Source organism: Rhizobium rhododendri, assembly GCF_007000325.2.
In the GTDB taxonomy this organism is placed as follows: Bacteria; Pseudomonadota; Alphaproteobacteria; order Rhizobiales; family Rhizobiaceae; genus Rhizobium; species Rhizobium rhododendri.
Genome location: NZ_CP117267.1, coordinates 910,568 through 932,088 on the forward strand (window position 1 = coordinate 910,568; position 21,521 = coordinate 932,088).

22 protein-coding genes are annotated in these 21,521 nt (G+C 61.2%); 6 read left to right on the top strand and 16 right to left on the bottom strand.

The features are described 5' to 3' along the window. Positions 1 to 57: 57 nt before the first annotated feature. The 6 genes from PR018_RS04550 to PR018_RS04575 form a co-directional block, all read right to left on the bottom strand. The gene (locus PR018_RS04550) at positions 58 to 348 is read right to left on the bottom strand and encodes a helix-turn-helix domain-containing protein (RefSeq protein WP_142829543.1); all 291 of its coding nucleotides are present in this window, start codon (positions 346 to 348) and stop codon (positions 58 to 60) included. Continuing rightward, the gene (locus tag PR018_RS04555) at positions 345 to 1,547 is read right to left on the bottom strand and encodes a glycosyltransferase family 4 protein (protein ID WP_224128263.1); all 1,203 of its coding nucleotides are present in this window, start codon (positions 1,545 to 1,547) and stop codon (positions 345 to 347) included. The genes PR018_RS04550 and PR018_RS04555 overlap by 4 nt, the downstream gene beginning before the upstream one ends. After that, positions 1,544 to 2,803: an O-antigen ligase family protein gene (locus PR018_RS04560; protein WP_142829542.1), complete on the bottom strand. Its 1,260-nt coding sequence runs from the start codon at positions 2,801 to 2,803 to the stop codon at positions 1,544 to 1,546. The genes PR018_RS04555 and PR018_RS04560 overlap by 4 nt, the downstream gene beginning before the upstream one ends. A gap of 5 nt (positions 2,804 to 2,808) precedes the next feature. Further along, complete coding sequence (locus tag PR018_RS04565) at positions 2,809 to 4,371, bottom strand: undecaprenyl-phosphate glucose phosphotransferase (protein ID WP_142829540.1); 1,563 nt, start codon at positions 4,369 to 4,371, stop codon at positions 2,809 to 2,811. Positions 4,372 to 4,449: 78 nt separating this feature from the next. After that, complete coding sequence (locus tag PR018_RS04570; RefSeq protein ID WP_142829538.1) at positions 4,450 to 5,595, bottom strand: glycosyltransferase family 4 protein; 1,146 nt, start codon at positions 5,593 to 5,595, stop codon at positions 4,450 to 4,452. A 6-nt stretch (positions 5,596 to 5,601) separates the two neighbouring features. Further along, entirely contained in the window at positions 5,602 to 6,177 is a 576-nt protein-coding gene (locus PR018_RS04575) for a polysaccharide biosynthesis/export family protein (protein WP_142829536.1), read from the bottom strand. Between the two features lie 176 nt (positions 6,178 to 6,353). Here PR018_RS04575 and PR018_RS04580 point away from each other — a divergent pair, with 176 nt between their 5' ends. Then, on the top strand, positions 6,354 to 8,585 hold the full coding sequence (locus PR018_RS04580; protein ID WP_142829534.1) for a GumC family protein: 2,232 nt from the start codon (positions 6,354 to 6,356) through the stop codon (positions 8,583 to 8,585). An 8-nt stretch (positions 8,586 to 8,593) separates the two neighbouring features. Here the strand turns inward: PR018_RS04580 and PR018_RS04585 are convergent, their stop codons facing one another. Together PR018_RS04585 and PR018_RS04590 are read right to left on the bottom strand one after the other, a co-directional pair. Then, positions 8,594 to 9,847: a GNAT family N-acetyltransferase gene (locus PR018_RS04585; protein ID WP_224128260.1), complete on the bottom strand. Its 1,254-nt coding sequence runs from the start codon at positions 9,845 to 9,847 to the stop codon at positions 8,594 to 8,596. A gap of 127 nt (positions 9,848 to 9,974) precedes the next feature. Then, complete coding sequence (locus tag PR018_RS04590) at positions 9,975 to 10,184, bottom strand: DUF2842 domain-containing protein (RefSeq protein ID WP_111220799.1); 210 nt, start codon at positions 10,182 to 10,184, stop codon at positions 9,975 to 9,977. A gap of 124 nt (positions 10,185 to 10,308) precedes the next feature. Here PR018_RS04590 and PR018_RS04595 point away from each other — a divergent pair, with 124 nt between their 5' ends. The 4 genes from PR018_RS04595 to PR018_RS04610 all read left to right on the top strand — a co-directional run bounded on the left by PR018_RS04595 (position 10,309) and on the right by PR018_RS04610 (position 15,280). Then, positions 10,309 to 11,412, top strand: coding sequence for a COX15/CtaA family protein (locus tag PR018_RS04595; RefSeq protein ID WP_142829532.1), 1,104 nt, complete (start codon positions 10,309 to 10,311; stop codon positions 11,410 to 11,412). Positions 11,413 to 11,493: 81 nt separating this feature from the next. Continuing rightward, positions 11,494 to 12,507 (top strand): glycosyltransferase family 2 protein, encoded by a 1,014-nt coding sequence (locus tag PR018_RS04600; protein WP_279621405.1) that lies wholly within the window; start codon positions 11,494 to 11,496, stop codon positions 12,505 to 12,507. After that, on the top strand, positions 12,500 to 14,089 hold the full coding sequence (locus PR018_RS04605; RefSeq protein WP_161990953.1) for a glycosyltransferase family 39 protein: 1,590 nt from the start codon (positions 12,500 to 12,502) through the stop codon (positions 14,087 to 14,089). The genes PR018_RS04600 and PR018_RS04605 overlap by 8 nt, the downstream gene beginning before the upstream one ends. A gap of 183 nt (positions 14,090 to 14,272) precedes the next feature. Beyond that, positions 14,273 to 15,280: a hypothetical protein gene (locus PR018_RS04610; protein ID WP_374113720.1), complete on the top strand. Its 1,008-nt coding sequence runs from the start codon at positions 14,273 to 14,275 to the stop codon at positions 15,278 to 15,280. 45 nt (positions 15,281 to 15,325) lie between these two features. Here PR018_RS04610 and PR018_RS04615 read toward each other — a convergent pair whose 3' ends face one another. The 8 genes from PR018_RS04615 to PR018_RS04650 all read right to left on the bottom strand — a co-directional run bounded on the left by PR018_RS04615 (position 15,326) and on the right by PR018_RS04650 (position 20,932). After that, complete coding sequence (locus tag PR018_RS04615; protein WP_142829526.1) at positions 15,326 to 16,117, bottom strand: sulfite exporter TauE/SafE family protein; 792 nt, start codon at positions 16,115 to 16,117, stop codon at positions 15,326 to 15,328. A gap of 22 nt (positions 16,118 to 16,139) precedes the next feature. Beyond that, positions 16,140 to 17,072, bottom strand: a complete 933-nt coding sequence (argC, locus tag PR018_RS04620; protein WP_142829524.1) for an N-acetyl-gamma-glutamyl-phosphate reductase — start codon at positions 17,070 to 17,072, stop codon at positions 16,140 to 16,142. 82 nt (positions 17,073 to 17,154) lie between these two features. Then, a complete protein-coding gene (gene speB, locus PR018_RS04625) occupies positions 17,155 to 18,108 on the bottom strand; it encodes an agmatinase (protein WP_142829522.1) in 954 nt (317 codons plus the stop codon). Positions 18,109 to 18,362: 254 nt separating this feature from the next. Then, positions 18,363 to 18,659, bottom strand: a complete 297-nt coding sequence (locus tag PR018_RS04630) for an addiction module antidote protein (protein ID WP_142829521.1) — start codon at positions 18,657 to 18,659, stop codon at positions 18,363 to 18,365. Further along, on the bottom strand, positions 18,660 to 18,950 hold the full coding sequence (locus PR018_RS04635) for a type II toxin-antitoxin system RelE/ParE family toxin (protein WP_142829519.1): 291 nt from the start codon (positions 18,948 to 18,950) through the stop codon (positions 18,660 to 18,662). A 124-nt stretch (positions 18,951 to 19,074) separates the two neighbouring features. After that, on the bottom strand, positions 19,075 to 19,545 hold the full coding sequence (gene rpsI / locus PR018_RS04640; RefSeq protein ID WP_111220548.1) for a 30S ribosomal protein S9: 471 nt from the start codon (positions 19,543 to 19,545) through the stop codon (positions 19,075 to 19,077). 2 nt (positions 19,546 to 19,547) lie between these two features. Further along, a complete protein-coding gene (rplM, locus tag PR018_RS04645; protein WP_111220549.1) occupies positions 19,548 to 20,012 on the bottom strand; it encodes a 50S ribosomal protein L13 in 465 nt (154 codons plus the stop codon). Positions 20,013 to 20,605: 593 nt separating this feature from the next. Then, the gene (locus PR018_RS04650) at positions 20,606 to 20,932 is read right to left on the bottom strand and encodes a hypothetical protein (protein WP_142829518.1); all 327 of its coding nucleotides are present in this window, start codon (positions 20,930 to 20,932) and stop codon (positions 20,606 to 20,608) included. Between the two features lie 109 nt (positions 20,933 to 21,041). Here PR018_RS04650 and PR018_RS04655 point away from each other — a divergent pair, with 109 nt between their 5' ends. Next, on the top strand, positions 21,042 to 21,473 hold the full coding sequence (locus PR018_RS04655; RefSeq protein ID WP_142829516.1) for a CoA-binding protein: 432 nt from the start codon (positions 21,042 to 21,044) through the stop codon (positions 21,471 to 21,473). The last annotated feature ends 48 nt before the right edge of the window (positions 21,474 to 21,521 follow it).

Consider the following 21,521-nt stretch of genomic DNA (forward strand, 5'->3'; position numbering starts at 1 on the left):
TTCCGTGCGTCGCAGGATTTATTGCGCTGCCGGAGAAATTGTGTCGAAAGGATAAATTCAGTCGTCGTTGGTGGAATTGAGGTTTTCGGGGCGTGTGCCCTCGTCGCCATGCGTGTGTTTCAGCCTCAGGCCGGCGCCGCCGCCATCCTGGCTACCATCGGCGAGAAACTGTATGCCGCTGGCCTCGAGCGCGGCGCGGATGGCCGAGACAGCGTGGCTGTTGGCGGGTTCAGTGCCGGTTTCGATGGCTTCGACCTCGGCTGAGCTGAGCCTGGCGGCGTCCGCCAGCTGTTGCAGGGAGAGGCCGGTCATGGCGCGGGCGGCGCGGATTTGTGCTGCTGTGATCATGCCTTCAACTCTAGGGCATTCTCCGGCGTTCTCAAGAGGGTGGGCAGGCGATGGCCGAGCAATTCGAAATAGATTTCCTCGGTTTCGTCGGCCATGCCAGACAGCGTGTATCGGTTGCGGCGGCGCTGCGCCTCGGCGGTAAAGATCGTCCTGGTCTCCGGTTCCGCAGCGCTGAGCATCGCGGCTGCCAGCTCTTCCGGATCGTCGCTGTTGGCAATCCTGATGCCGTTGCGCCCGTCTTCGAGCACTGTGCTGACGCCGCCGACGTCGGTCAGGATCAGGGGCTTGGCGCCCGATGCTGCTTCCAGCATGACGTATGACATGGCCTCGTAGCGGCTCGGCATGACGACGATATCGAAAGCGTCGATGGCGACTGGGCCGTGGATGCTGCTGTCGAGATGCGCACGGTCTCCGAGATTGGCGGCAGCCATGCGCTGTCTGACCTCCTGTTCGAGCTCGCCGCTGCCGATCATCAGCAGCCTGGCGGAAGGCAGCTGTTCTGCGACCTGCGCAAAGGCCGAGACCAGTCGTTCCGGCGCCTTCTGGGCGGAAAGCCTGCCGACGAAGCCGAAAAGTATATCGTCCGGAGAAATACCGAAGCGGGTGCGAATTGCCTCGCGTTCGCCGACCGGCGGTCGGGCGACGCCGTTGTAAACGACCCGCAGCCGGCGTCTCGGAATACCGATCGAGACGGCATGATCGTATTCGTCACGCGAGACGCAGATCACGCGGTCGGAAAAGAACGCGCCGAGAAGCCGCTCGATGCTGCCGAAGACAAATCGCGGCTTTCCTCCGAGCGAGGGGTCCATCGTCCGGAAGGCGTGCGGTGTGTAGAGCACCGGCGTCTTCGACCAGGGGAGCCGCAGGCGCGCAAGAGCCCCGGCCTTCGAGCTGTGGCCATGGATCAGGTCGAATGGGCCATGCGTGGCGATTATCCGGCGGATTTCCAGCCAGGCGGTGAAGTCGGCCGGGCCGAGAGCCCGCTTCATGCCGACCGAATGCACGGCGGTAAGGCCCATGCCCTCGAGTTCCTCGACAAATTTCTGTTCGGCGCGCACCGGTGAATAGATCGCCGTCACGGCGTGGCCACGGTGTTGCATGGCCCGGCAGAGGTCGAGGAAATGCCGGCCGGAGCCGCCGCCGCCGGGCTCGAGGATCTGCAGCATCGACAGGTGCGTAGTCGCGGTGCTGGCGTTCATGCCGCGATTTCTCCCCGGGCAAGCCGATGCTGGTGGCGAACTTCGAGCGCACCGCAGCCCCAAACGATCCCGATCAGCATGTAGAGATGGCGCCAGTGATCCGTGTCGATGACGTTACCGATGCCGACGTGGCCGAGGACGACGATCCAGGCAATCATCAGGAACGGCTGCCAGGGCCGTTCCTTCAACACGTTCTTGAAGCCGATATAGATGGTCCAGCAGATCATGCTCACCCAGCAGAAGAAACCGATCCAGCCGTAGGTCGTCAAAGTCTTCAGCCAGATATTATGTTCGTCCTCGCGGAACATTGTCGCAAACACCAGCGGCCCGATGCCGAGCGGGCGCTGCATCGACAGCAGGAAGCCGATACGATGGCGCTCGAAGCGCCCGAGGTGCCCTCCGTCATAGTCCTGCACCAGTTGGGTGCGGGTCGAGAACAGGTCGCTGACCTGGTGGAACTGCAGGGCGACCAGGAGGGCTGCGCCAAGCAGCAGGATTGCCGTCAGCGTCATGACCAGGATGCGCAGGCGAAACGTATTGCTGCGGTGCTTGAGCAGCATGAAGAACACCAGCGCCACCGACGAGAAGGCGAACAGGCCCCAGGCGGCGCGCGAAAACGACAGGAAGATGCCGAGTGCGAGGATCGTCAGTCCGATTGCCTTCAGGGGCGCCTTACGGAGGTCGCCGATGATCACGCCATGGATGAGATACAGCGTCGGCGCCACCAGATAGGGGCCGAAGACATTCGGATCCTGGAAGGCCCCCATCGCCCGGTCGTAGCGGGTGAACATTCCGGCGCCGGGGAAGGCATGGAAATAGCCGAGAATGCCGAGCAAGGCCGTGATGATGGCGGCAGCCACCCAGACCTTGAACATCAGCTTCAGCACATTGCCGTTGTGCTCGATGATGGCGGCATAGAACACCGCGCTGAGAGCAAGAAAAGTGGAAACGGCGATATAGATCGGTGCGTCCATTTCGGCGCTGCCGAGATCGCGCATCTGCGTCATCGACAGCATCCCGCCGATGTTGAATGTCAGAAACAGCACGAGCAAAGGCGCCACGCTGCGCGAGATGCGCAGCCCGAGCATGAACCATAGGCCGATCAGCATCGCCAGCCACAGTTCGTACGGCGCCGGTTCTGCGACGACGAAGCCGGAGAGGAAGACGCCGAACGCAACGCAGCCGGTGCCGATCAGCCGCAGCGCGGCGAGCTGCGGTTGGGTGACCTGCGGTGATGGGGTGGCGAACGTGCTCATCGGGCTCAATAGGCGTTTTCGGTGTTGAACAGGCGGATCGGTGTCAGGAAAAGGATCTTGAGATCGAATAGCAGCGACCAGTTCTCGATGTAATAGAGGTCGTAGGCCGTGCGGAATTTGATCTTGTCGTCATTGTCGATCTCGCCGCGCCAGCCGTTGATCTGCGCCCAGCCGGTAACGCCGGGCTTGACGCGGTGGCGGGCAAAATAGCCCTCGACGACATCGCCATAGGATCGGTCATGGCTGGCGGCGGCAACCGCATGGGGGCGTGGGCCGACCAGCGAAAGTGTGCCCAGCAGAACGTTGAACAACTGTGGCAGTTCGTCGATGGACGACTTGCGGATGAAGCGGCCGACGCTGGTAACGCGCGGATCGCCCTTGGTGACGGCATTGCGGGCGGTGGGGTCGCTCATGTCGGTATACATGGAGCGGAACTTGAAGATCTTGATGATCTCGTTGTTGAAGCCGTGGCGCTTCTGCATGAAGAACACCGGGCCCTTGGAGTTTAGCTTAATGGCAATCGCCGCGCCGACCATTACCGGCCAGAGCAGCAGCAGTGCCAGGACGCTGAAAAACACGTCGAACACCCGCTTGGCGACCGAATCCCAGTCCGGGATCGGTTTGTTGAAAATATCGAGCATCGGCACAGAGCCGACATGCGAATAGGCGCGCGGCCGGAAGCGCAGCTTGTTGGCATGGGCGGCGAGCCGAATATCGACCGGAAGCACCCACACCTTCTTGAGAAGCTGTAGAATACGCTCCTCGGCAGATATCGGCAGGGCGATGATCAGCATGTCGATACGGGTAACGCGGGCAAATTCCACGAGTTCTGCGACTGTACCGAGTTTCGGATAGCCGGCGACGACGACGGGCGATCGTCTTTCTCCCCGGTCATCGAAAATGCCGCAGATGCGGATATCGTTGTCGACCTGATCCTCCAGCGCCCGGATCAGTTCCTTGGCAGGTTGACCTCCGCCGACGATGACCGCGCGACGTTCCATGATGCCGTTGCGCGCCCAGCGGCGAATGCCCCAGGCAAACAGCAGCCGCTCCGCAAACAGGAACGCCATGCCGATCAGGCACCAGCTCATGATCAGCCGCGGCGGGAAGGTCGGCAGCATCTTCAGTGCAATCGCAAACAGCGGCATTGCGACGAACGGCAGTGCCCAACCGAGAACAATGCGGCGGAGATGGCGCGTCGGCGCGCGCAGCACCGGTATCTGGTAGGTGTCGAAAACTTGCAGCGAGAGAATATTGATCCCGGCGACAAGCACCGTGATTGGGACCTGGATCAGCGCTTCATAGGTCGGACTGCCGAAACGCAGGTAAAGCAGCAGTAGTCCCAGCGCCAGCAACGACACGAACTCGAACAGCATGAACTGGCCGATGATGATCGACGGCGTGTAATTGCCTTCGCGAAACTGCTCGGCGATCTGCCGCGCAAACGGATTGAGCTTGACGGTGCCCTCGGCCTCGACCTTTTCGTCGGGACTGCGGGCACGGATTTCCGAGACGCTCTTGCGAATTTTGTCGAGGTCGAAGTCATCAGGCTTTTCGATATTCGTCATCGCTCTCGATCCGTCTCACTGACGTATCAATTTCTATCGAAAGGCCCCTAAGGATGGCTTAGTAAGGTAGGTTAAATTTTAGGAACTGGCCTCTAGATCCAGTATATCTGTATACAGCTTCAGAACTTCGCCGGCCATAACGGGCGCCGAAAATCTTTTGTGTATCATTTCAAGACCGGGCATGGCGCGGATACGCCAATCCGGTTCCGTGATCGAGGCGGCCATGATGCGCGCAAGGTCGGCGACGTTGCCGGCCTTGGCGAGACCCTCGCTGGTTGCGCCCAGCACCTCGGGAATTCCACCGACTGCCGATGCGATGACGCCCTTGCTGGCGGCCAGTGCCTCGAGCACGATATAGGGCATGGATTCGGCGCGGGAGGGAACGACGACGGTCTGCGACATCGACAGGGCGTCTTCGATGCGCATGGCGGGGAGAATGCCGACGCGCGGATAAAGTCCGCCCGCGACTATCATCCTCATGTATTTGTCCCGGTCCTGCCCATCGCCGATCAACAGCGCCGACAATGGCCGACCGACCAGCCTCTCGGTCTGCCCAAAGGCCTCTATAAACAGATCGGGACCCTTGAGGTCCCGAAGCATGCCGATATAGATGAAGTCGACGGAGTCCGATCGGGTTGGAACAGTCCTGAAATCCCGCTCGTTGATGCCGTTGTAGACGAGCCTCGACATGGGGGAGGGAGGGCCGACCTTGGCCTCGTAGGCGTGTCTCTCGAAATCGCAGATGAAAATCAGCGCGTCCGTCAGGCGCTCCTGCAGGCGTTCCATCGTGAACACCGCGCGTCCCTTGAGAGACGCCTTTGAAAAATGCAGGCTGCCTCCATGGGCGGTATAGACGCGGGCAACGCGATACTTGTTCACCCGCAACACTGTGCCGATGACGCGCGCCAGCATGCCGCCCTTGGCGCCATGTCCGTGCAACACGTCCGGCCGCAAACTCTTGATCGTCCTGTAGCCCCGCCAAATCGCCGGCATGTCCGCGAAGCTCACCGAACGGTGGATCGGCATGCGCGTCAGGCCGAGTGCCAGGAACGGCTTTATTTCGTCAAACAGCGCATCCTCATGCGCTCCGCCGGTCAGGCTGTCGCAGACGATCCCGACGTGATGGCCGGCCCGGCTGTGCTGCTCGGCCAGATCGCGCACATGCCTGAAGATCCCGCCAACGGGCGACCTGAAGCAATGGATAATGCGCAAAGGCTTCGCCATTGATAATCAGAACAGCCTTTCGCGGACGTAGATGGTGTCGCCTGCAAGCACCGCATCGGAAATTCCGACGCGCCCTGTCATCACGTGGCCGTTGATCTTGCGGGTCACGTCCGTATTGCCCTGGTAGGCGCGCGGCGTAAAGCCGCCAGCGGCTGCGACCGCGTTCTGGATCGTCATGCCCGGGACATAGGAGTATTGGCCGGGCTGGCCGACTTCGCCCATGACATAGATCGAGCGATAGCGGTCGATGTCGATGGAGACGTCCGGGTCGCGCAGGTAGCCCTGCTTCAGCTTCGACGCGATCTCGCCGGACAGTTGCTGCATCGTCTTGCCACGAGCGGTCACCTGGCCGATCAGTGGCACAGAGATATAACCGGCCTGATCTACCGTATAGGTATTCGTGAGAGCCTGCTGCTCGAAGACGGTCACACGCAGGCGGTCTCCGCTATCGAGCCGGTAGGGCTGGATAGTCGCGGCGCTGAACGCCTCCGGCGCCGGCTGATAGCTCACGCAGCCGCCAAGGGCGGTGCCGAGGACAACCATGCTCAGGACGACGACGATGTTACGCTTAGCGAAAGACATCCGCGTGCTCACAAAGGAATAAAATCATGAACCCGTTATCAGTCTGTTAGGGTTAACAGACGGTAAATCGTGACGACAAATTGCGCATAATGGGCCGGTTCAGCAGAAGAGGGGCCTTAACCCTTGCGTTACCATAGTCGTTTACGGTTGCCGCCAAACGAGTATCGGAGTGCGGTATGCCCGGCGTAAACAGCAGCCAGCAGGATGTCGACATTGATTTGAGCCAGCTTTTCCGGGCCGTATGGCGTCGGCGGCTGCGCGTGGTGCTGATCGTCACTGCCGCTGCTCTTGTCGCCTTCGTAATCGCCAAGGTCGTCTCGCCCGAATATCGCAGCGAGACGAGGGTGCTGATCGAGCCGCGCGCTGCGGCTTTTGCCACCACGAGCAACCAGGCAAGCGCCGGCAGCAACGATGCGTCTCTGCTCGATGAACTCAATATCGCCAGCCAGGTGCAGATCCTGCAGTCGGCCGACCTTATCAAGCAGGTGATTACCCAGCTGAAGCTCTACGACCTGCCGGAGTTCGAGGACAGTGCGCGGTCGTCGGCGCTGGCCGGTCTGCTGGTCACCCTGCATCTGAAGAAGCCTTCATCCGACAAGGCACCCGAGGAGCGCATCCTCGATGCCTTCACCGAGCGGCTGCAGGTCTACCAGATCAACACGTCGCGTGTCATCGGCATCCAGTTCACCTCGCGGGATCCGAAGCTCGCCGAGAGCGTTCCGAACGCTATGGCATCGGTCTATCTGTCGATGCAGAGCGGCGCCAAGCTCGATTCCAATGCCGAGGCAACCCGCTGGCTGGAGCCGGAGATCGCCAACCTGCGCATCAAGGTGGCGGAAGCCGAAAAGAAGGTTGCCGATTACCGCAGTGCCAATGGCCTGCTGCAGACCAACGACACCACCAGCTTTTCCAACCAGCAACTGACCGACATCTCGACGCAGCTTGCCCAGGTGCGCGGCGAAAAGGCGAATGCCGATGCCCGCGCCCAGGCCGTGCGTAACGCCCTGGCCTCCGGCGGCCCCACCGACACGCTGAACGACGTCAGCGGCTCGCAGACCATGCAGCGTCTGAAGACGACCGAGTCCAGCCTCGAATCGCAGATCTCGGACCTTTCGACGACGCTGATGGACGGTCACCCGCGGCTGAAGAGCCTGCGCGCCCAGCTGGCCGACATCCGCTCGCAGATCACCCGCGAGACCCGCAAGATCCTGACCGGCATCGACAACGAGGCAAAGATCGCCGCGATGCGCGAGCAGCAGCTGTTGGCGCAGTCGAAGCTCCTGAAGGCGGACAGCGCCCGTGCCGGCGAAGACACCGTCGGCCTCAATGCGCTTGAGCGTGAGGCAACCGCCGAGCGGCAGCTGCTCGAGACCTATCTCGCCCGCTACCGCGAAGCTGCCTCCCGTTCCGACAAGAATTCCAGCCCTGCCGATGCCCGGATCGTGTCGAGTGCGGTCGAGCCGGTTGACCCCTACTTCCCCAAGGTCGGGCCGATCGTGGTCATCGCCGCGGTTGCAGCCTTCGTGCTCAGTGCCATTGTCATAATGCTCATGGAGCTGTTCAGCGGTCGCGCCCTGCGGCCGGTGGGCTTGCCCAATGACGGTGCGCGGCGTGCGACCATGTTCGAAGACGATGGCCGGCCAAGTGCGACAGCCGCGCCGCTCCGCCGTGCGGTAGTGTCCGCAAGCCTGCTGTCGGCAACGCGCAGGGTGCAGGCGCCCGAACGAGCTGCCGTACAGCCGGAGACAATTATGCAGCCCCCGGCAGCGGCTGTCGTCGCTGAGCCTGAAGCGCTGCCTGCCGCCACTGTCGAGGCGGTGGAGGACTTCTCGATCCCATCGGTCGCCGAATACTTCATCGATGCCAAGGTGCCGATGGCAATCGCCGTCTCGCCGGATGGTGACGCAGGTTCGACTGCCACCGTCATGCTGGCCCGCACCATCGCCGACAGCGGCCGCCGCGTGGTCCTGGTCGACATGACCGGCACAGCCTGCCCGACGCGCCTGATGGCCGACAAGCCGGGACTTCCCGGCGTGACCGACCTTTTGTGTGGTGAAGCAGCGTTTGCCGATACCATCCATCCCGACCGCCTGTCGGACGCCCATCTGGTGCCGCTCGGAGCAAGCGATCTTGCAAGCGCCATGCGCGGAGCCGACCGGCTTTCGCTGATCCTCGAAGCACTCGTGTCGGCCTATGATCTGGTGCTGGTCGAATGCGGTGCGGTCAACGTCGACGGGATTGCGAAATTGACGCGCAGCAAGGATGTCGAGATCATCCTTTCCATGCCCGTGCCGGATGAGGCGAAGTTCGTCGCCGTCATGCATGATTTCCAGCAGGCCGGCTACGAGCATCTCGTGCTGATGTCCGGCAGCGACGGTGACGAGGACCGGCACCGCACCGCCGCCTGAGGCTTGCTTCAGGCTCCGTCCAGCGTTGCCGCCTGCTGGCGGCGAGCCCTCAGTTTCTGGATGGCACTGTACAGGCGTGGGTTACCCTTGATCAGCGCCTTTGCCCGCGTCAGACTTCTCTGCCCGAAGGCGGCGACCCTCCCGAGTGGCGAGACCGGCAGCAGGATATCGTGCTGCACCGTCTGCACCGGGCACCACGAGCGCTTGTAGAGCTGGTCGCCGATGCCGAAGTCGAACAGCGCAATGCCGGATTCCCGGCACTTCTCGATCATCACCCAGAACAGCAGTTCGCCGGGGCTGGCCTCCGGGACCACGCTCTCGTCGATTGAGGCAAACTGGCAGATGACGTGGTCTCCCTTGCGCGAAAGGGCTGCAATGGCCGGCAGATGACCGTCATGCCGTCCCTTCAGCCTGATGGCGTGCAATTCGAGCGCGATGCTGTCGCCCTCGATATTTTTCGTCGCGAGCAAGCGTAGCAGGAAGTCGCGGGCGTCGCTCCCCTGGAAGACATCCGGCAGCCCGGCCGCTCTGAACCGTTCTGCTTTTTGCTGCAGGAAAAGATCGAGCATCCGCCGCTTTTCCTCCGGCGTCGTCGCGACGACATGCTCGAAACCACCGATTTCATTCAGTAACTTTGTCTGGGACCGATGCTTCTTGCGACGCCTTTTCGCATTGACCTGGCTGAGCGTTTCCTCGAATGAGCCCAGCAGAGGCAGCTGGAAGGCGCGGTTCTGGTTTTCGACGGAGGGTAGCGAGGCGAGCGGGCTGACACGACCGCGCCACTCCAGCGGCAGGTTCGACAGCAACAGCAGATCGGCGTACCCGCGCAACGCGACAGCGATGGCCGCCTGAACATCTGCCGAAAGGGTTGTGACGTCGGCAAGAAATTTCGCGGAAAACAAGCCGGTATTGATGTTGCTGCGTGGAGCGCCGATGAAGCGCGCGGTTCTGACGCCATGGCTGCGGACGATTTCCAGCGGCAGAATGAAAGCCACTTCGGAGCCGATGCTTGCGCGCAGGATGGCAAGCGTCGGCCGATAAGTCTCGACCCAGGCCGTGCACCACCCGAAACTCTGGTGCAGGGAGCTCAGCCTGTCTCGCTCTAACCGACGCCATTCCGGTTCCAGAGGCACCATGTTGTCGCTGACGGTGATCGTCAACGAGCCGCTGCCGGCTTGCAACGGCGATGCTGGTCGAGGCTGCACCACGACGCCGGTTTCGCCATCGGCCAATGTTCCGGTTTCGCCTGTCGCCGTCCGCACTTTTGGCCTCCGCGCCTGTTTCTGCAGGCGCACGCTAGAGGCGAGGCCGTCTATTTTCGGTTTAAGCGCGTGTTTGGCCGGTGTCTTCCGGCGATCATGCTTATCCGGCGGTTAACGCGGCAGGCAGCTATCCCTGCTTCGGTCCAGACATCCATTTGATCAATCCCATTGCCGGCAGGATCCACAATAGGCCGGTGAGGAAAAAGTAGGTGAGGTGCACCCACCAGGGCGAGGCTCCGAGCGCATTGACTGCCACGGTCGTCGCCAGCAGAGCATAACCAAGCACCAGCACGATCAACAGGATGGTGCCAATGAATTTGCGCAGGCGGATGGGCATGATGGCACTCTCCTCGGCAGTCGATTGCGGGGACGGGGAGTTGCGACCCCATGCCGCAAAGGCGCAGCCCTTGTTTTGCACCGCGCGCTGGGGCAAATCAACAGGCAGATTGAAGGAGCCCACCATGGCTGTTGCACATTTTTCCACCGAACAGGCCGTTCGCGGCGAGGTCGCACGCCAGGACCGCAATCGCCGTGCCGTCCGCATCTGGCTCGGCTTCGTGCTGCTGTCGCTGTTCTGTCTGGTTCTGGTCGGCGGCGCGACGCGGCTGACCCAATCCGGGCTGTCGATCACCGAGTGGAAGCCGATCCACGGCGTCATCCCGCCGCTGAATGCCGCAGAGTGGCAGGATGAGTTCGATCGCTACAAGCAGATCCCGCAATTCAAGCTGCTGAACAGCGACATCACGGTCGATGATTTCAAGAGCATCTTCTGGTGGGAATGGGCGCACCGGTTGCTCGCGCGCGCAATGGGCGTCATCTTCGCCGTGCCGCTGATCTTCTTCTGGGCGACTGGCCGCATCGAGAAAAGCCTGCGGCTGCCCCTTGTCGGCATCTTTGCGCTTGGCGGCCTGCAGGGCGCCATCGGCTGGTGGATGGTGTCGTCGGGCCTTGAAGCCCGCACCGATGTCAGCCAGTACCGGCTTGCCACGCATCTTGTCACCGCCTGCCTGATCTTTGCCGCCTGTATGTGGGTGATGCGGGCGCTGACCCCGCATTCGGACGACGCGCCTCCGAGTAGCCATTCCGGCCGGATTGCCGGTCTCATTGCCCTGATGGCCTTGTTCCAGATCTACCTCGGTGCGCTGGTCGCAGGCTTGCATGCCGGCCTCAGCTACAACACCTGGCCGTTGATGGACGGCGCCGTCGTCCCCGGCGACCTGTTCGTGCAGAACCCGTGGTGGATCAATTTCTTCGAGAACCCGAAGCTTGTGCAATATGTCCATCGTCTCGGGGCCTACGCGCTGACTGCCGTGGTGCTGGTCAACATGATCGTCTGCCTGCGTGTTACACCCGGCAGCACCCATACCCGCCGCGCCGTGGTGCTGGCGTTTCTGGTGCTTTGCCAGGCAGGGCTCGGCATCGCCACGCTGCTGATGCAGGTGCCTCTGCATCTGGCTCTCGCGCACCAGGGCGGTGCCCTTGTCGTGTTCGGGTTTGCTGTGGCCAACTGGCGGGGTTTCTACGGCGAATATTCGCGCGACACCACGGTGGTCGTTGGCGCCTGACGCTGCCGGCGATCATGCCACGCGAAGTCATTGGCCGAATCGGCAAATAGTTGCATTCTGCGCAAAAGCGATGGGATGCAGATGAACTGGCAGCTACAAGACGAAAACAGCGGCGGCAAAATGCCTATGCTGTCTCTGGCGGTGCCTTTCTACAATGAGGAAGAGACTGTTGCGGCTTTCTTTGCCGCCGTTGTCCCGGGTCTGGAGGCCATTCCTGCGCTGCGCTTCGAGATCGTTTGTATCAACGATGGTAGCCGAGACGACACCCTGCGCCTGCTCTTGGCTGCTGCCCGACGCGACCGTCGCATTCGCGTCATCGATCTCACCCGAAATTTTGGCAAGGAGGCCGCCCTCTCGGCTGCCATCGACGAAAGCCGTGGCGATGTCGTCGTTCCCTTCGATGCCGACCTGCAGGATCCGCCCGAACTGATCGCAAGGCTGGTAGAGCGCTGGCGTGAAGGATATGACGTCGTGCTCGCCCGTCGCACGGATCGCCGCTCGGACGGCGCTGCCAAGCGGCTGACGGCATCCTGGTTCTATCGCCTCCACAACGCCGTCTCGGATGTGCAGATTCCGGAAAACGTCGGTGACTTCCGGCTGATGACGCGTGAGGTCGTCGAAGCCGTGAAGCAATTGCCGGAATCGCATCGCTTCATGAAGGGCCTGTTTGCTTGGGTCGGCTATGAGACGGCAATCGTCGATTACACCCGCGAGGCGCGCGTCGCCGGTCAGAGCAAATTCGCCGGCTGGCGCCTGTGGAATTTCGCCCTCGAGGGCATTACGAGCTTCAGCACGTTACCGATGCGTATCTGGACCTATCTCGGGGTCGCCGTCGCGCTGGTCGCCATCGGTCGCGCCGCCTTCCTCATTCTCCGAACCTTGATCGAGGGCGTCGACGTACCAGGCTATGCATCGCTGGCGACCGCAATCCTCCTCCTCGGCGGCATACAGTTGATCGGCATCGGGACGCTCGGGGAATATATCGGTCGCATCTATCTCGAGTCGAAGCGCCGGCCCATCTACCTCGTCAAGCGTCGGCATGAGGTCGTACCCTCGGAACTGCCACTTGCTACGGCGCACCAGGACCATGTCTGAGGGACGCGCGGATGCCGGCCGGGCGCGGGGCCGGATTGGGGTGTCGCCGATGGGATTGCTCGACAGGGATGCGCCCCTCGGCACCCGCATATTCTGGATTGCCTGCGTCGCGATAACCCTGCTCGGCCTTGCGTTGCGGCTGCCCAACCTGGCTACGCGGTCGCTGTGGCTGGATGAGGCCTATACTGCATGGTTTGCCGCCCAGCCGCTGCGTGCGCTGTGGACCGACGTGCCGCTCTACGAAACCCATCCGCCGATGTACTATACCCTACTCAAGGGCTGGACGACGCTGTTCGGCAACTCGGAGGCCGCCCTTCGCATGCCTTCGGTACTGGCAAGCGTCGCCACCATCCTGCTGGTTGCAGGAGCCGGTCGCGTCCTCAATGCCGGTCCACGTGGCGACCGGGTTGCACTTCTGGCAGCGCTGCTGCTGGCGATCAACGCGGGCAGCATCTATTATGCGCAGCAGGCGCGACCCTATGCGCTGGAAACGTTTGCAGCATCCATTGCCATTCTCTCGGCGCTGATCCTGCTTCAGCGGCTGCGGGCCGGGGCTGAACAGTTTTTTCTGATGAGCCCTCTCGTGCCACCGATGGCAGCTCTGGGGCTCTCCACGGCCGCAACGATGTGGCTTCACGACACCGGTATCCTGGTCGCCCTCGGGATATGGGTCGGGCTGATAACGTCGTTGCTTGTCTTCATTCCTGGTCGCCGGGCAGGGCAGGCTCTGGCTGTCGCCTTGCCGGGCATCCTGGCACTCCTGCTGTGGTCGCCCTTCCTGTCGATGTTCATCCGGCAAAATTCTGGCATGGCATCGCTTGCCTTCTGGATCACCTTCTCGCCCTGGGATCTCTTGACCGCCTGGTTCCTGATCGCAGGCGGCTATCTGCCCTTCATTCCCGCCGTGCTGCTGTTCTTCGCCGGTATGGCGTCGGTCTGGCGCAATCAGCGGCCACTGGCAGCGCTCATCTTGGTCGTGGTGCTCCTGCCCTGGGCGACAATGCTGGCGATCAGCTATTTCATAAAGCCTGTCTACATCGACCGCCTGTTCGAATGGATGGCGCCGACCGTGCTCGGATTGATCGCCATCGGCATGCTGGCCAGAAGCCGCTGGGCAATCCTGCGACTGGTCGCCGCCGTGCTGTTCATCGGCATGTGCCTGATGTCGACCAACGCAGTCTATCACCTGGAGACAGAGGACTGGCGAGGCCTCGTCGCATCCATCGCGGCGGATGCCGAGCCCGGCGATCTGGTCATAGCCTCCCCGAACGAACTCGATGCTCCTCTGCGGTATTACATTGCGCGCACGCAGCCATTCCCGGATCTGATGGTGCTGCCGGCGCCGTTTCCAGCGCGCGGCTTGCCACGCGTCTACGTCAGCAATCGCGGCGCGCCGAAAATCATGCCCGAGGATCGTCAAAAGGTTAGGGCAGCTCTGGAGACGCATCGACGCGTCTGGCTGATCGAGCGGGCAACCGATCTCTACGATCCGCAAGGCCTGATCCGCGCCGAGATCATGGCCAGCCGCCACAAGATCTCGTCGCGCATCAGCGACAGCATCTCGCTCGATTTGTTCGAATGAGCGATGCAGTCTGCTTCCTCTACAGGGATGCCCTTTAATGAAGCAAGATGCCCGCAGAAACCGTCGGCTCACGAAGGATTGACTCGCCTGTTTACGAAATATGCTCCGAATCGCTCTATCGACTGTGTTTGACGGCTTGCTGCATGCTAGGGCGAGCCCTGATTCTCTAGGAGTGCTTAGTACGTGCGGTTGCCTTCGACCTTTCGGACCATCGGCCAGACCATTGGCGTCTTCAGCATTGCGGCGCTCCTCGGCAGCGCCGCACCAGCCTCTGCCGTGCAGCAGTCGGGCTCCTTTCCATCCTGGCTCGATGCCCATGTCGGGCTCGGACCTGGCCAGATTGCGCGGCCTGTCCTGAAGCGCGCCCGTGCTCTCTACCAGCAGCGCGTCAGCGAAGGCAGGGTCCGGAACCCCTGCTATTTTGCGATGGATGCCACCAAGCCGAACGATCCCGGCAGCGAAACTTCGGGTGGCCGCTTCTACATCATCTGCGAGGCCAGCCAGTCGTTTCGCGCGATAGCAGCCGGCCACGGCAGCGGTACGAAGCTTCCAGGCGTCGTCGATTTCTCCAACGGCCGGGAATGTGCCCGCAATTTCGGCAACGCCATGGACTCCAACCTGACGACGGGTGGCTCCTATGTCACCAGCGAGGTGAAGACGTCCTTCAAAGGGTATTACAAGTCATCGGGCGTCAAGGACGCTGTCTTCATGCGATCCTTCCTCCAGTTCGACGGCGAGGGGGACACGGCGAATGCGCGCGCCCGCGTTATCGGCGGTCACGCAGCCGCGAAGGTGGCCGCCATGTGCATGATGAAGGCCCCGGCGAGTCCCTACGCCAACAAGGACGGCTATGTGCCGTTCGGCAATCTGGTCAACTACGCCGGCGGCCGCAGCAATGGCTGCACCAGCTGGTCGCCGACGGATGCCAACCAGGTCATCTCCATGGTCAAGGACAACCCGACGACGCTTTATATCTATCCGGAATCATCGGATATATCAGCCGTTGCCAAGGCTGCTGCGTCCCATGCATCGCTGTCGCAAGCGGGGCTGTACTGGAACGATCAATGCCTGCAGAAGATAGGCACCCCGAAATTCTGGTCAAAGACAACTCTCGAGCCAGTGATCGCCAAGTACAAGGCCGACAATCCCCCGAAGCCCGGGAAGCCGCTTCCCGTCTGTGCACCGCAATAAACGGTTACAAGAAACGTTGGACCTGAGGTCCGTGGGGCTTACAGTCTAGTGGAAGATGCCATCCAGCGCCGGCATGCCGAGCACGGCGGAGGTGCCGATCAGCGCATAGCAGATCCATCGGAAGGTGCTTTCGCGGGCGAGGCCGAAGAGCCTCGTTCCACCGTAAAGCCCGAGCACATAGCTCGGCAGGATCACAACCGTCAGCGCGAACACCTGCGCCACGAACAGGCCGCTGGTATAGTAGCTGACGACGCTGAGAATGGTCGAGATCGAGAAGTACAGGATGATGTTGGAACGGACGCGGGTAAAGTTGCTCTTGCCACCGAGCCAGAAGGCGACGACCGGCGGCCCGCCAAGCTGGGCCGCACCACTGAACAACCCGGCAATGAAACCGACCGCCGCCGTCAACGGCCGCGTCGGCTCGCCGTGGTAGCGCCAGCCGGATACCAGCAGCGTCAGCAGGCAGGCGGCGATGGCAGTGATCAGCCAGCGCAGCAGCAGCGGATCCATCAGCGCGAGTATGGCAGTGCCGAGCGGCACCCCGATGATAGCGCCTACCGCCATCGTCACGACCTCGCGCCGGTTCGCCAGATGAAACGCCGGACGCACCATTCCGAGCGTCGCCAGCCCATCGACGACCAGCAGCACCGGTGAGATCAACCTTGGGCCAATCAGTGCACCACCGAGCGGAATGAGGATCAACGCCGCGCCAAAGCCCGAAAATCCACGCGCAAGACCAGCAACAAGTGCGATGGCGACAAGCGCCACCAGACCATGTGCAGGCAGGGATGCGATAAACCAGGCGTCAACGGCCGCCCGCAGCGCATCCAAAGACATTGCTTGGCTTACTCCCGGGATTTCAGGCGGACAGCATCAGGTCCATGTTCTGCACGGCAGCACCTGAAGCGCCCTTGCCGAGATTGTCGAGCAGCGCCACCAGATTGACCTGGCTGCCACCCGGCGTCCCGAACACAAATAGCTTCATCGTATCCTTGCCGGCCAGTTCGACCGCATCGACGCGGGGCTGGGCGCGGCTGGCATCAAGCGACACCACCTCGACGATATCCTGTCCGGCGTAGTAATCCGTGAGCGCCGCGTGGATTGTTTCCAGCGTCGTTCCTTGCGCCAAGGCATCCAGATGCAACGGGACCTGGACGATCATGCCCTGCGGAAACTTGCCGACCGACGGCGAGAAGAGCGGTGCGCGGTCGAGCAGGCCATGGGTGGTCATTTCAGGCACATGCTTGTGATTGAGCGGCAGGCCATACAGGAAGTGCGGCGAGGAGATCGAGTCAGGCCGGCTCGGGTCTTCCATCTGGGCGATCATCTGCTTGCCACCGCCGGTATAGCCGGAGACCGCATTGACGGTAACGGGATAGCCATCAGGCAGCATGCTGGCAGCTCTCAGCGGCCTTATCAGCGCGATGGCACCGGTAGGGTAGCAGCCGGGATTGGCGACGAGACGCGCCGCCGCGATCTTGGCGTCCTGGCCCTTGGCCATCTCGGCAAAGCCGTAGGCCCAGTTCGGATCGATACGGTGAGCCGTCGAGGTGTCGATGATGCGGACATTGTTGTTGCCGGACACCATGGCCACCGCTTCGCGGGAGGCATCGTCCGGCAGGCAGAGAATAGCGATGTCGGCGCTGTTCAGCATATCTTCGCGAATTGCCGCATCGCGCCTCTGTGCTTCCGGGATCGACAGCAATTCGACATCGCGGCGATCGGCCATGCGCGTGCGGATCTGCAGGCCCGTGGTGCCGTGTTCGCCATCAATGAAGATTTTCGGTGCCATGATCGTCCTGCACTTTCAAAGGGTTCGCGTGATTTACGGAATCAATATGCCATCAACTTGATTCAGAATGATAACAACCGCCTCAGCGGTTTGTCGCCAGTCGCCCGGCATACAATCCGAGCATATACATTGCCACCGTGGCGCCCGCAATGGCGGTGATATCGGCGTGGTCGTAGGCTGGCGCCACCTCGACAACATCCGCGCCCCGGATATCGAGCGATGACAACCGCTGCAACACCGATAGTATTTTGGCGCTCGACGGGCCCCCGGCGACAGGCGTTCCGGTACCGGGTGCATAGGCAGGATCGAGGCAGTCGATGTCGAAGGTGAGATAGGCCGGCGCACCCGCGGTGCGGGCGAGGATCCGGGCGGCGATGTCGGATGCTGTCATGTCCTCTACTTCGTAGCCATGGATCATCTCTATGCCGCAATCCTCCGGCGCCTGGGTGCGGATGCCGATCTGGATCGAGCGGGAGGCATCGATCAACCCGTCGCGCACCGCACGCCCGACAAAGGAACCATGGTCGATGCGCCCGGCCTCGTCGGTCCAGGTGTCCTGATGGGCGTCGAATTGCACCATTGCCAGCGGCCCGTGCCGCGCGACATGGGCTTTCAGCAACGGCCAGGTGATGAAGTGATCGCCGCCGAGTGTCAGCAGGAAGGCACCGCTGTCGAGCAGCGTGTTGGCCTGGCGTTCGATCGCAGCAGGCGTGGCGGCGTGGTTGCCATAGTCGAGCAGGCAGTCGCCGTAGTCGATGACAGCCATTTCGGCAAAAAGGTCGCGGGCGAACGGATATTGTGGATCGTTGTCAAAGATCGCCGAAGCTCGCCGGATCGCCTGCGGCCCGAAGCGGGCGCCGGGGCGGTTCGAGGTTGCCGCATCGAACGGAATGCCCCAGACGACGGCATCAACGCCCGTCGGGTCCTTGCTGAAACGCCGGCGCATGAAGGAAAGGGCGCCGGCGAAGGTCGGGTCGCTGGCGGCCGAGGTGGGGGAGGTCGCGGTGAAAGCATGGTCGATGGATTTGCTGGCCAAGCCGGTGTCCTTCGCATTCAGTTCGTCTTCGAGCCACGCAGTTTCAGCCGCAGTTCTGCGAATAAATGATGGCCAGCCATAGTCTTCAAAGCCTGAGTTACTCAAAGGTGAATGTCACCGACAGCCTTACGCATTGCAACGGGTGGAGAGCAAAAAAGGCTGCCGGATCGTCTCCCCGACTATTTGCGCTGACTATGCCTGCGGGAGGGTCGGAAAAACGCCAGCTATCCTCTTTCACCCGTTACCCGCCGATCCTAAGCCGCATTCTGATCCGTCGAGATCGACACCTTCAATCCTAGCGCCTTGATCACGCCGAGAAAGGTCGACAAGCGCGGATCACCGGCTTCGCTCAGTGATTTATAGAGTGCTTCCCGGGTCACGCCCGCTTCTTTGGCGACAGACGTCATGCCGGCAGCACGGGCAACGTCGCCGAGGGCCTGGGTGATGAGCGCCGGATCACCGTCCTCGAAAGCGGCTTCGAGATAGAGCATGCGGTCGGCCGGTGTGGTCAAATGGTCCTGGATGTCAAAGCGGGTGGTTTCCAAGGGCATTCAAATCTCCTTAGCCAATTGCCGGGCGATTGCGATGTCCCTTGCCTGCGATGACTTGTCGCCGCCGCATAAAAGAATGACGATCGTCTCACCGGATCGGGTGAAATAGAGCCTGTAGCCGGGGCCATGAGGGATGCGCATTTCGCTGACACCTTCACCGACCGGCTTGATATCTCCAGGGTTACCGAGTTCGAGCCGCCGGATGCGAACGACGATGCGTTGGCGCGCCTGCGCGTCTCGGAGCGCATCTAGCCAATTCGCAAAAATAGAGGTCTGCCGAACTTCGATCACGCGTGAATTATAGTTCACAAAGCCGATTTGTCAAAGTCCCGGGAGAGGCTGGCGACTTGTTGCCGAAACACAAAAAAGGCGGCGCCGAAGCACCGCCTTTTCCAAAACCAAATCCAGCCAGCGATTAACGCTTGGAGAACTGGAACGAACGACGGGCCTTCGCCTTGCCGTACTTCTTACGTTCAACAACACGGCTGTCGCGTGTCAGGAAGCCGCCCTTCTTCAGAACGCCGCGCAGGCCGGGTTCGAAGTAGGTGAGGGCTTTGGAGATGCCGTGACGAACGGCACCGGCCTGGCCGGAGAGACCGCCGCCAGCAACCGTGGCGATGATGTCGAACTGGCCGTCGCGGGCAGCAGCGACGATCGGCTGGCGCAGGATCATCTGCAGAACCGGACGTGCGAAATATGTTGCGAATTCGCGGCCGTTGATGATGATCTTGCCGGAGCCTGGCTTGATCCAGACGCGGGCAACGGCGTTCTTGCGCTTGCCGGTGGCGTAGGAACGGCCGAGCGAGTCGACCTTGCGAACGTGAACCGGAGCAGAAGGCTGTTCCGAAACCGTGCCGAGATCCTTCAGGGAAGAGAGGTCAGCCATACTCAGGCGCTCCTTGTGTTCTTGCTGTTCAGCGCGGCGACGTCGAGAACGGTCGGCTGCTGCGCTTCATGGGGATGGTTGGAGCCGGTGTAGACGCGCAGGTTCTTCATCTGGCGACGGCCGAGTGGTCCGCGGGGAACCATGCGTTCGACAGCCTTTTCGAGGACGCGCTCAGGAAAGCGGCCTTCGATCAGCTGGCGAGCGGTACGCTCCTTGATGCCGCCGGCATAACCGGTGTGCCAGTAGTAAACCTTGTCTTCGTACTTCTTGCCGGTGAAGACGACCTTCTCGGCATTGATGACGATGACATTGTCGCCGTCGTCGACGTGCGGAGTGAAGGTAGCCTTATGCTTGCCACGCAGACGCATTGCGATAACAGAAGCGAGACGACCAACGACGAGCCCTTCGGCGTCGATGATGATCCACTTCTTCTCCACCTCTGCAGGCTTCTGGGAGAAGGTTGCCATGTTGTATACTCTCTTTTAGGACCCAGAACCCGAAGGTCAGGGCGTTTCTTGTTGCTTGAATTGGAAAGGCTTGGCCCGGCCAAAAAGAAAGCAGCCCGGAAAGGCTGCGTTTCTGCTGCGGCTTGTAGGGGAAACCCCATCTCAGGTCAAGATTGGCATTTCGAGAGACGGTTAAAAATAGTCAATGATATCAACGCTCTAGGAATGTGGTATATCAATACCACAAAATTCATGGCGTCTGATGTCTTCTATGACTAAAGCTCAGGGCGATCATTTCATCGAAAGTAAGCTGAAAAGCTTCAACGTCGCGACAATCAAGCCTCTACCGAAGAGGGTAAACTCGAGTATTATTGTCGCTCTGCGAGCAACAGAGAAGCATCTGTTCGTCCACTGTCACAATGTTGCAATGCACCAAAGGCGGTAGCGGAATATCTGCGGCAACTATAAGATGTTACTGATGGATACCAGAACAAAAGTAGACCGAAACAGGACAATTGATAGAACCTTGTCCCGCTCCAATTTGGCTCGCTCTTTATCACTCTCAGCTGCGCTCGCTGGCGGTTTTGGAGCTCAAGTTAGGCGGCGTACCAAAATCAACGGTCGGGTATGATCTCGTCGTCGTCCAGTTCGCTTGTCGAGTGACAGGTGTAGACCGGACAGTTTTTCGTGTCCTTCGTCGGCAGCGTGTCTTCGAAAGCATATTCGCCGAAATTGCAGGCCCCGCGGTCGCTGACGTAGCGGTCATAAAGCGTCAGGTTTTTCGTCCGTTCCGCAGGGTGACGGAAAATCACGGCGCGTTCGCGGCCGATCAGCGCCTGCGCTGCCGAGCAGCTGTATGACATGGAGTTGTAGCGATTGATCGCCAGTGCGGGCGTCGCCATAGATGCTGCCAAAACGCCGAGTAGGATGATTTTTTGCATGAGACTGTCCTCACAGGTTCGGTTCATGCCTATATACGCAGAAGCGGTACGCTAGTTTCCGCTGGATACGACAAAAACGTAACTGTGATCGAAGCTGGAGATGTCAGCAATGAACCACGACCGTTATGACGATTCCTACATCGCCGATATTCTGCACAGCGTGAAGACCATCGCACTGGTCGGCGCGTCCCCGAATGCTGCACGCCCGAGCAATGGGGTGATGGGCTATCTGCTGGCCAAAGGCTATCACGTCATCCCGGTCAATCCAGGCCTGGTCGGCAAGGAAATCCTCGGCCAGCCGGTGTTCGGCAAGCTCGCCGACATTCCCGAGCCTGTCGATATGGTCGATGTGTTTCGCGCGCCCGAATATCTGGATGCCGTCGTCGAGGATGCGCTGGCGCTTCCGGCCAAGCCGCAGGTCATCTGGTCGCAGCTGGACATCCGCGACGATGCGGCCGCCGAAAAGGCCGAGGCGGCCGGCGTGAAGGTGGTCATGAACCGCTGCCCGGCAATCGAGATCCCGAGACTTGCCTCCGCCTGATCGACTGCCCGTGCAGGGTAGGATTTTCTCCGCTTCAGGCGGGAATGA

Coding starts and splice junctions, on each gene's coding strand:
- PR018_RS04550 (WP_142829543.1), bottom strand. CDS start 348: ATGATCACAGCAGCACAAATCCGCGCCGCCCGCGCCATGACCGGCCTC.
- PR018_RS04555 (WP_224128263.1), bottom strand. CDS start 1,547: ATGAACGCCAGCACCGCGACTACGCACCTGTCGATGCTGCAGATCCTC.
- PR018_RS04560 (WP_142829542.1), bottom strand. CDS start 2,803: ATGAGCACGTTCGCCACCCCATCACCGCAGGTCACCCAACCGCAGCTC.
- PR018_RS04565 (WP_142829540.1), bottom strand. CDS start 4,371: ATGACGAATATCGAAAAGCCTGATGACTTCGACCTCGACAAAATTCGC.
- PR018_RS04570 (WP_142829538.1), bottom strand. CDS start 5,595: ATGGCGAAGCCTTTGCGCATTATCCATTGCTTCAGGTCGCCCGTTGGC.
- PR018_RS04575 (WP_142829536.1), bottom strand. CDS start 6,177: ATGTCTTTCGCTAAGCGTAACATCGTCGTCGTCCTGAGCATGGTTGTC.
- PR018_RS04580 (WP_142829534.1), top strand. CDS start 6,354: ATGCCCGGCGTAAACAGCAGCCAGCAGGATGTCGACATTGATTTGAGC.
- PR018_RS04590 (WP_111220799.1), bottom strand. CDS start 10,184: ATGCCCATCCGCCTGCGCAAATTCATTGGCACCATCCTGTTGATCGTG.
- PR018_RS04595 (WP_142829532.1), top strand. CDS start 10,309: ATGGCTGTTGCACATTTTTCCACCGAACAGGCCGTTCGCGGCGAGGTC.
- PR018_RS04600 (WP_279621405.1), top strand. CDS start 11,494: ATGAACTGGCAGCTACAAGACGAAAACAGCGGCGGCAAAATGCCTATG.
- PR018_RS04605 (WP_161990953.1), top strand. CDS start 12,500: ATGTCTGAGGGACGCGCGGATGCCGGCCGGGCGCGGGGCCGGATTGGG.
- PR018_RS04615 (WP_142829526.1), bottom strand. CDS start 16,117: ATGTCTTTGGATGCGCTGCGGGCGGCCGTTGACGCCTGGTTTATCGCA.
- argC (WP_142829524.1), bottom strand. CDS start 17,072: ATGGCACCGAAAATCTTCATTGATGGCGAACACGGCACCACGGGCCTG.
- PR018_RS04630 (WP_142829521.1), bottom strand. CDS start 18,659: ATGCCCTTGGAAACCACCCGCTTTGACATCCAGGACCATTTGACCACA.
- rpsI (WP_111220548.1), bottom strand. CDS start 19,545: ATGGCTGACCTCTCTTCCCTGAAGGATCTCGGCACGGTTTCGGAACAG.
- rplM (WP_111220549.1), bottom strand. CDS start 20,012: ATGGCAACCTTCTCCCAGAAGCCTGCAGAGGTGGAGAAGAAGTGGATC.
- PR018_RS04650 (WP_142829518.1), bottom strand. CDS start 20,932: ATGCAAAAAATCATCCTACTCGGCGTTTTGGCAGCATCTATGGCGACG.
- PR018_RS04655 (WP_142829516.1), top strand. CDS start 21,042: ATGAACCACGACCGTTATGACGATTCCTACATCGCCGATATTCTGCAC.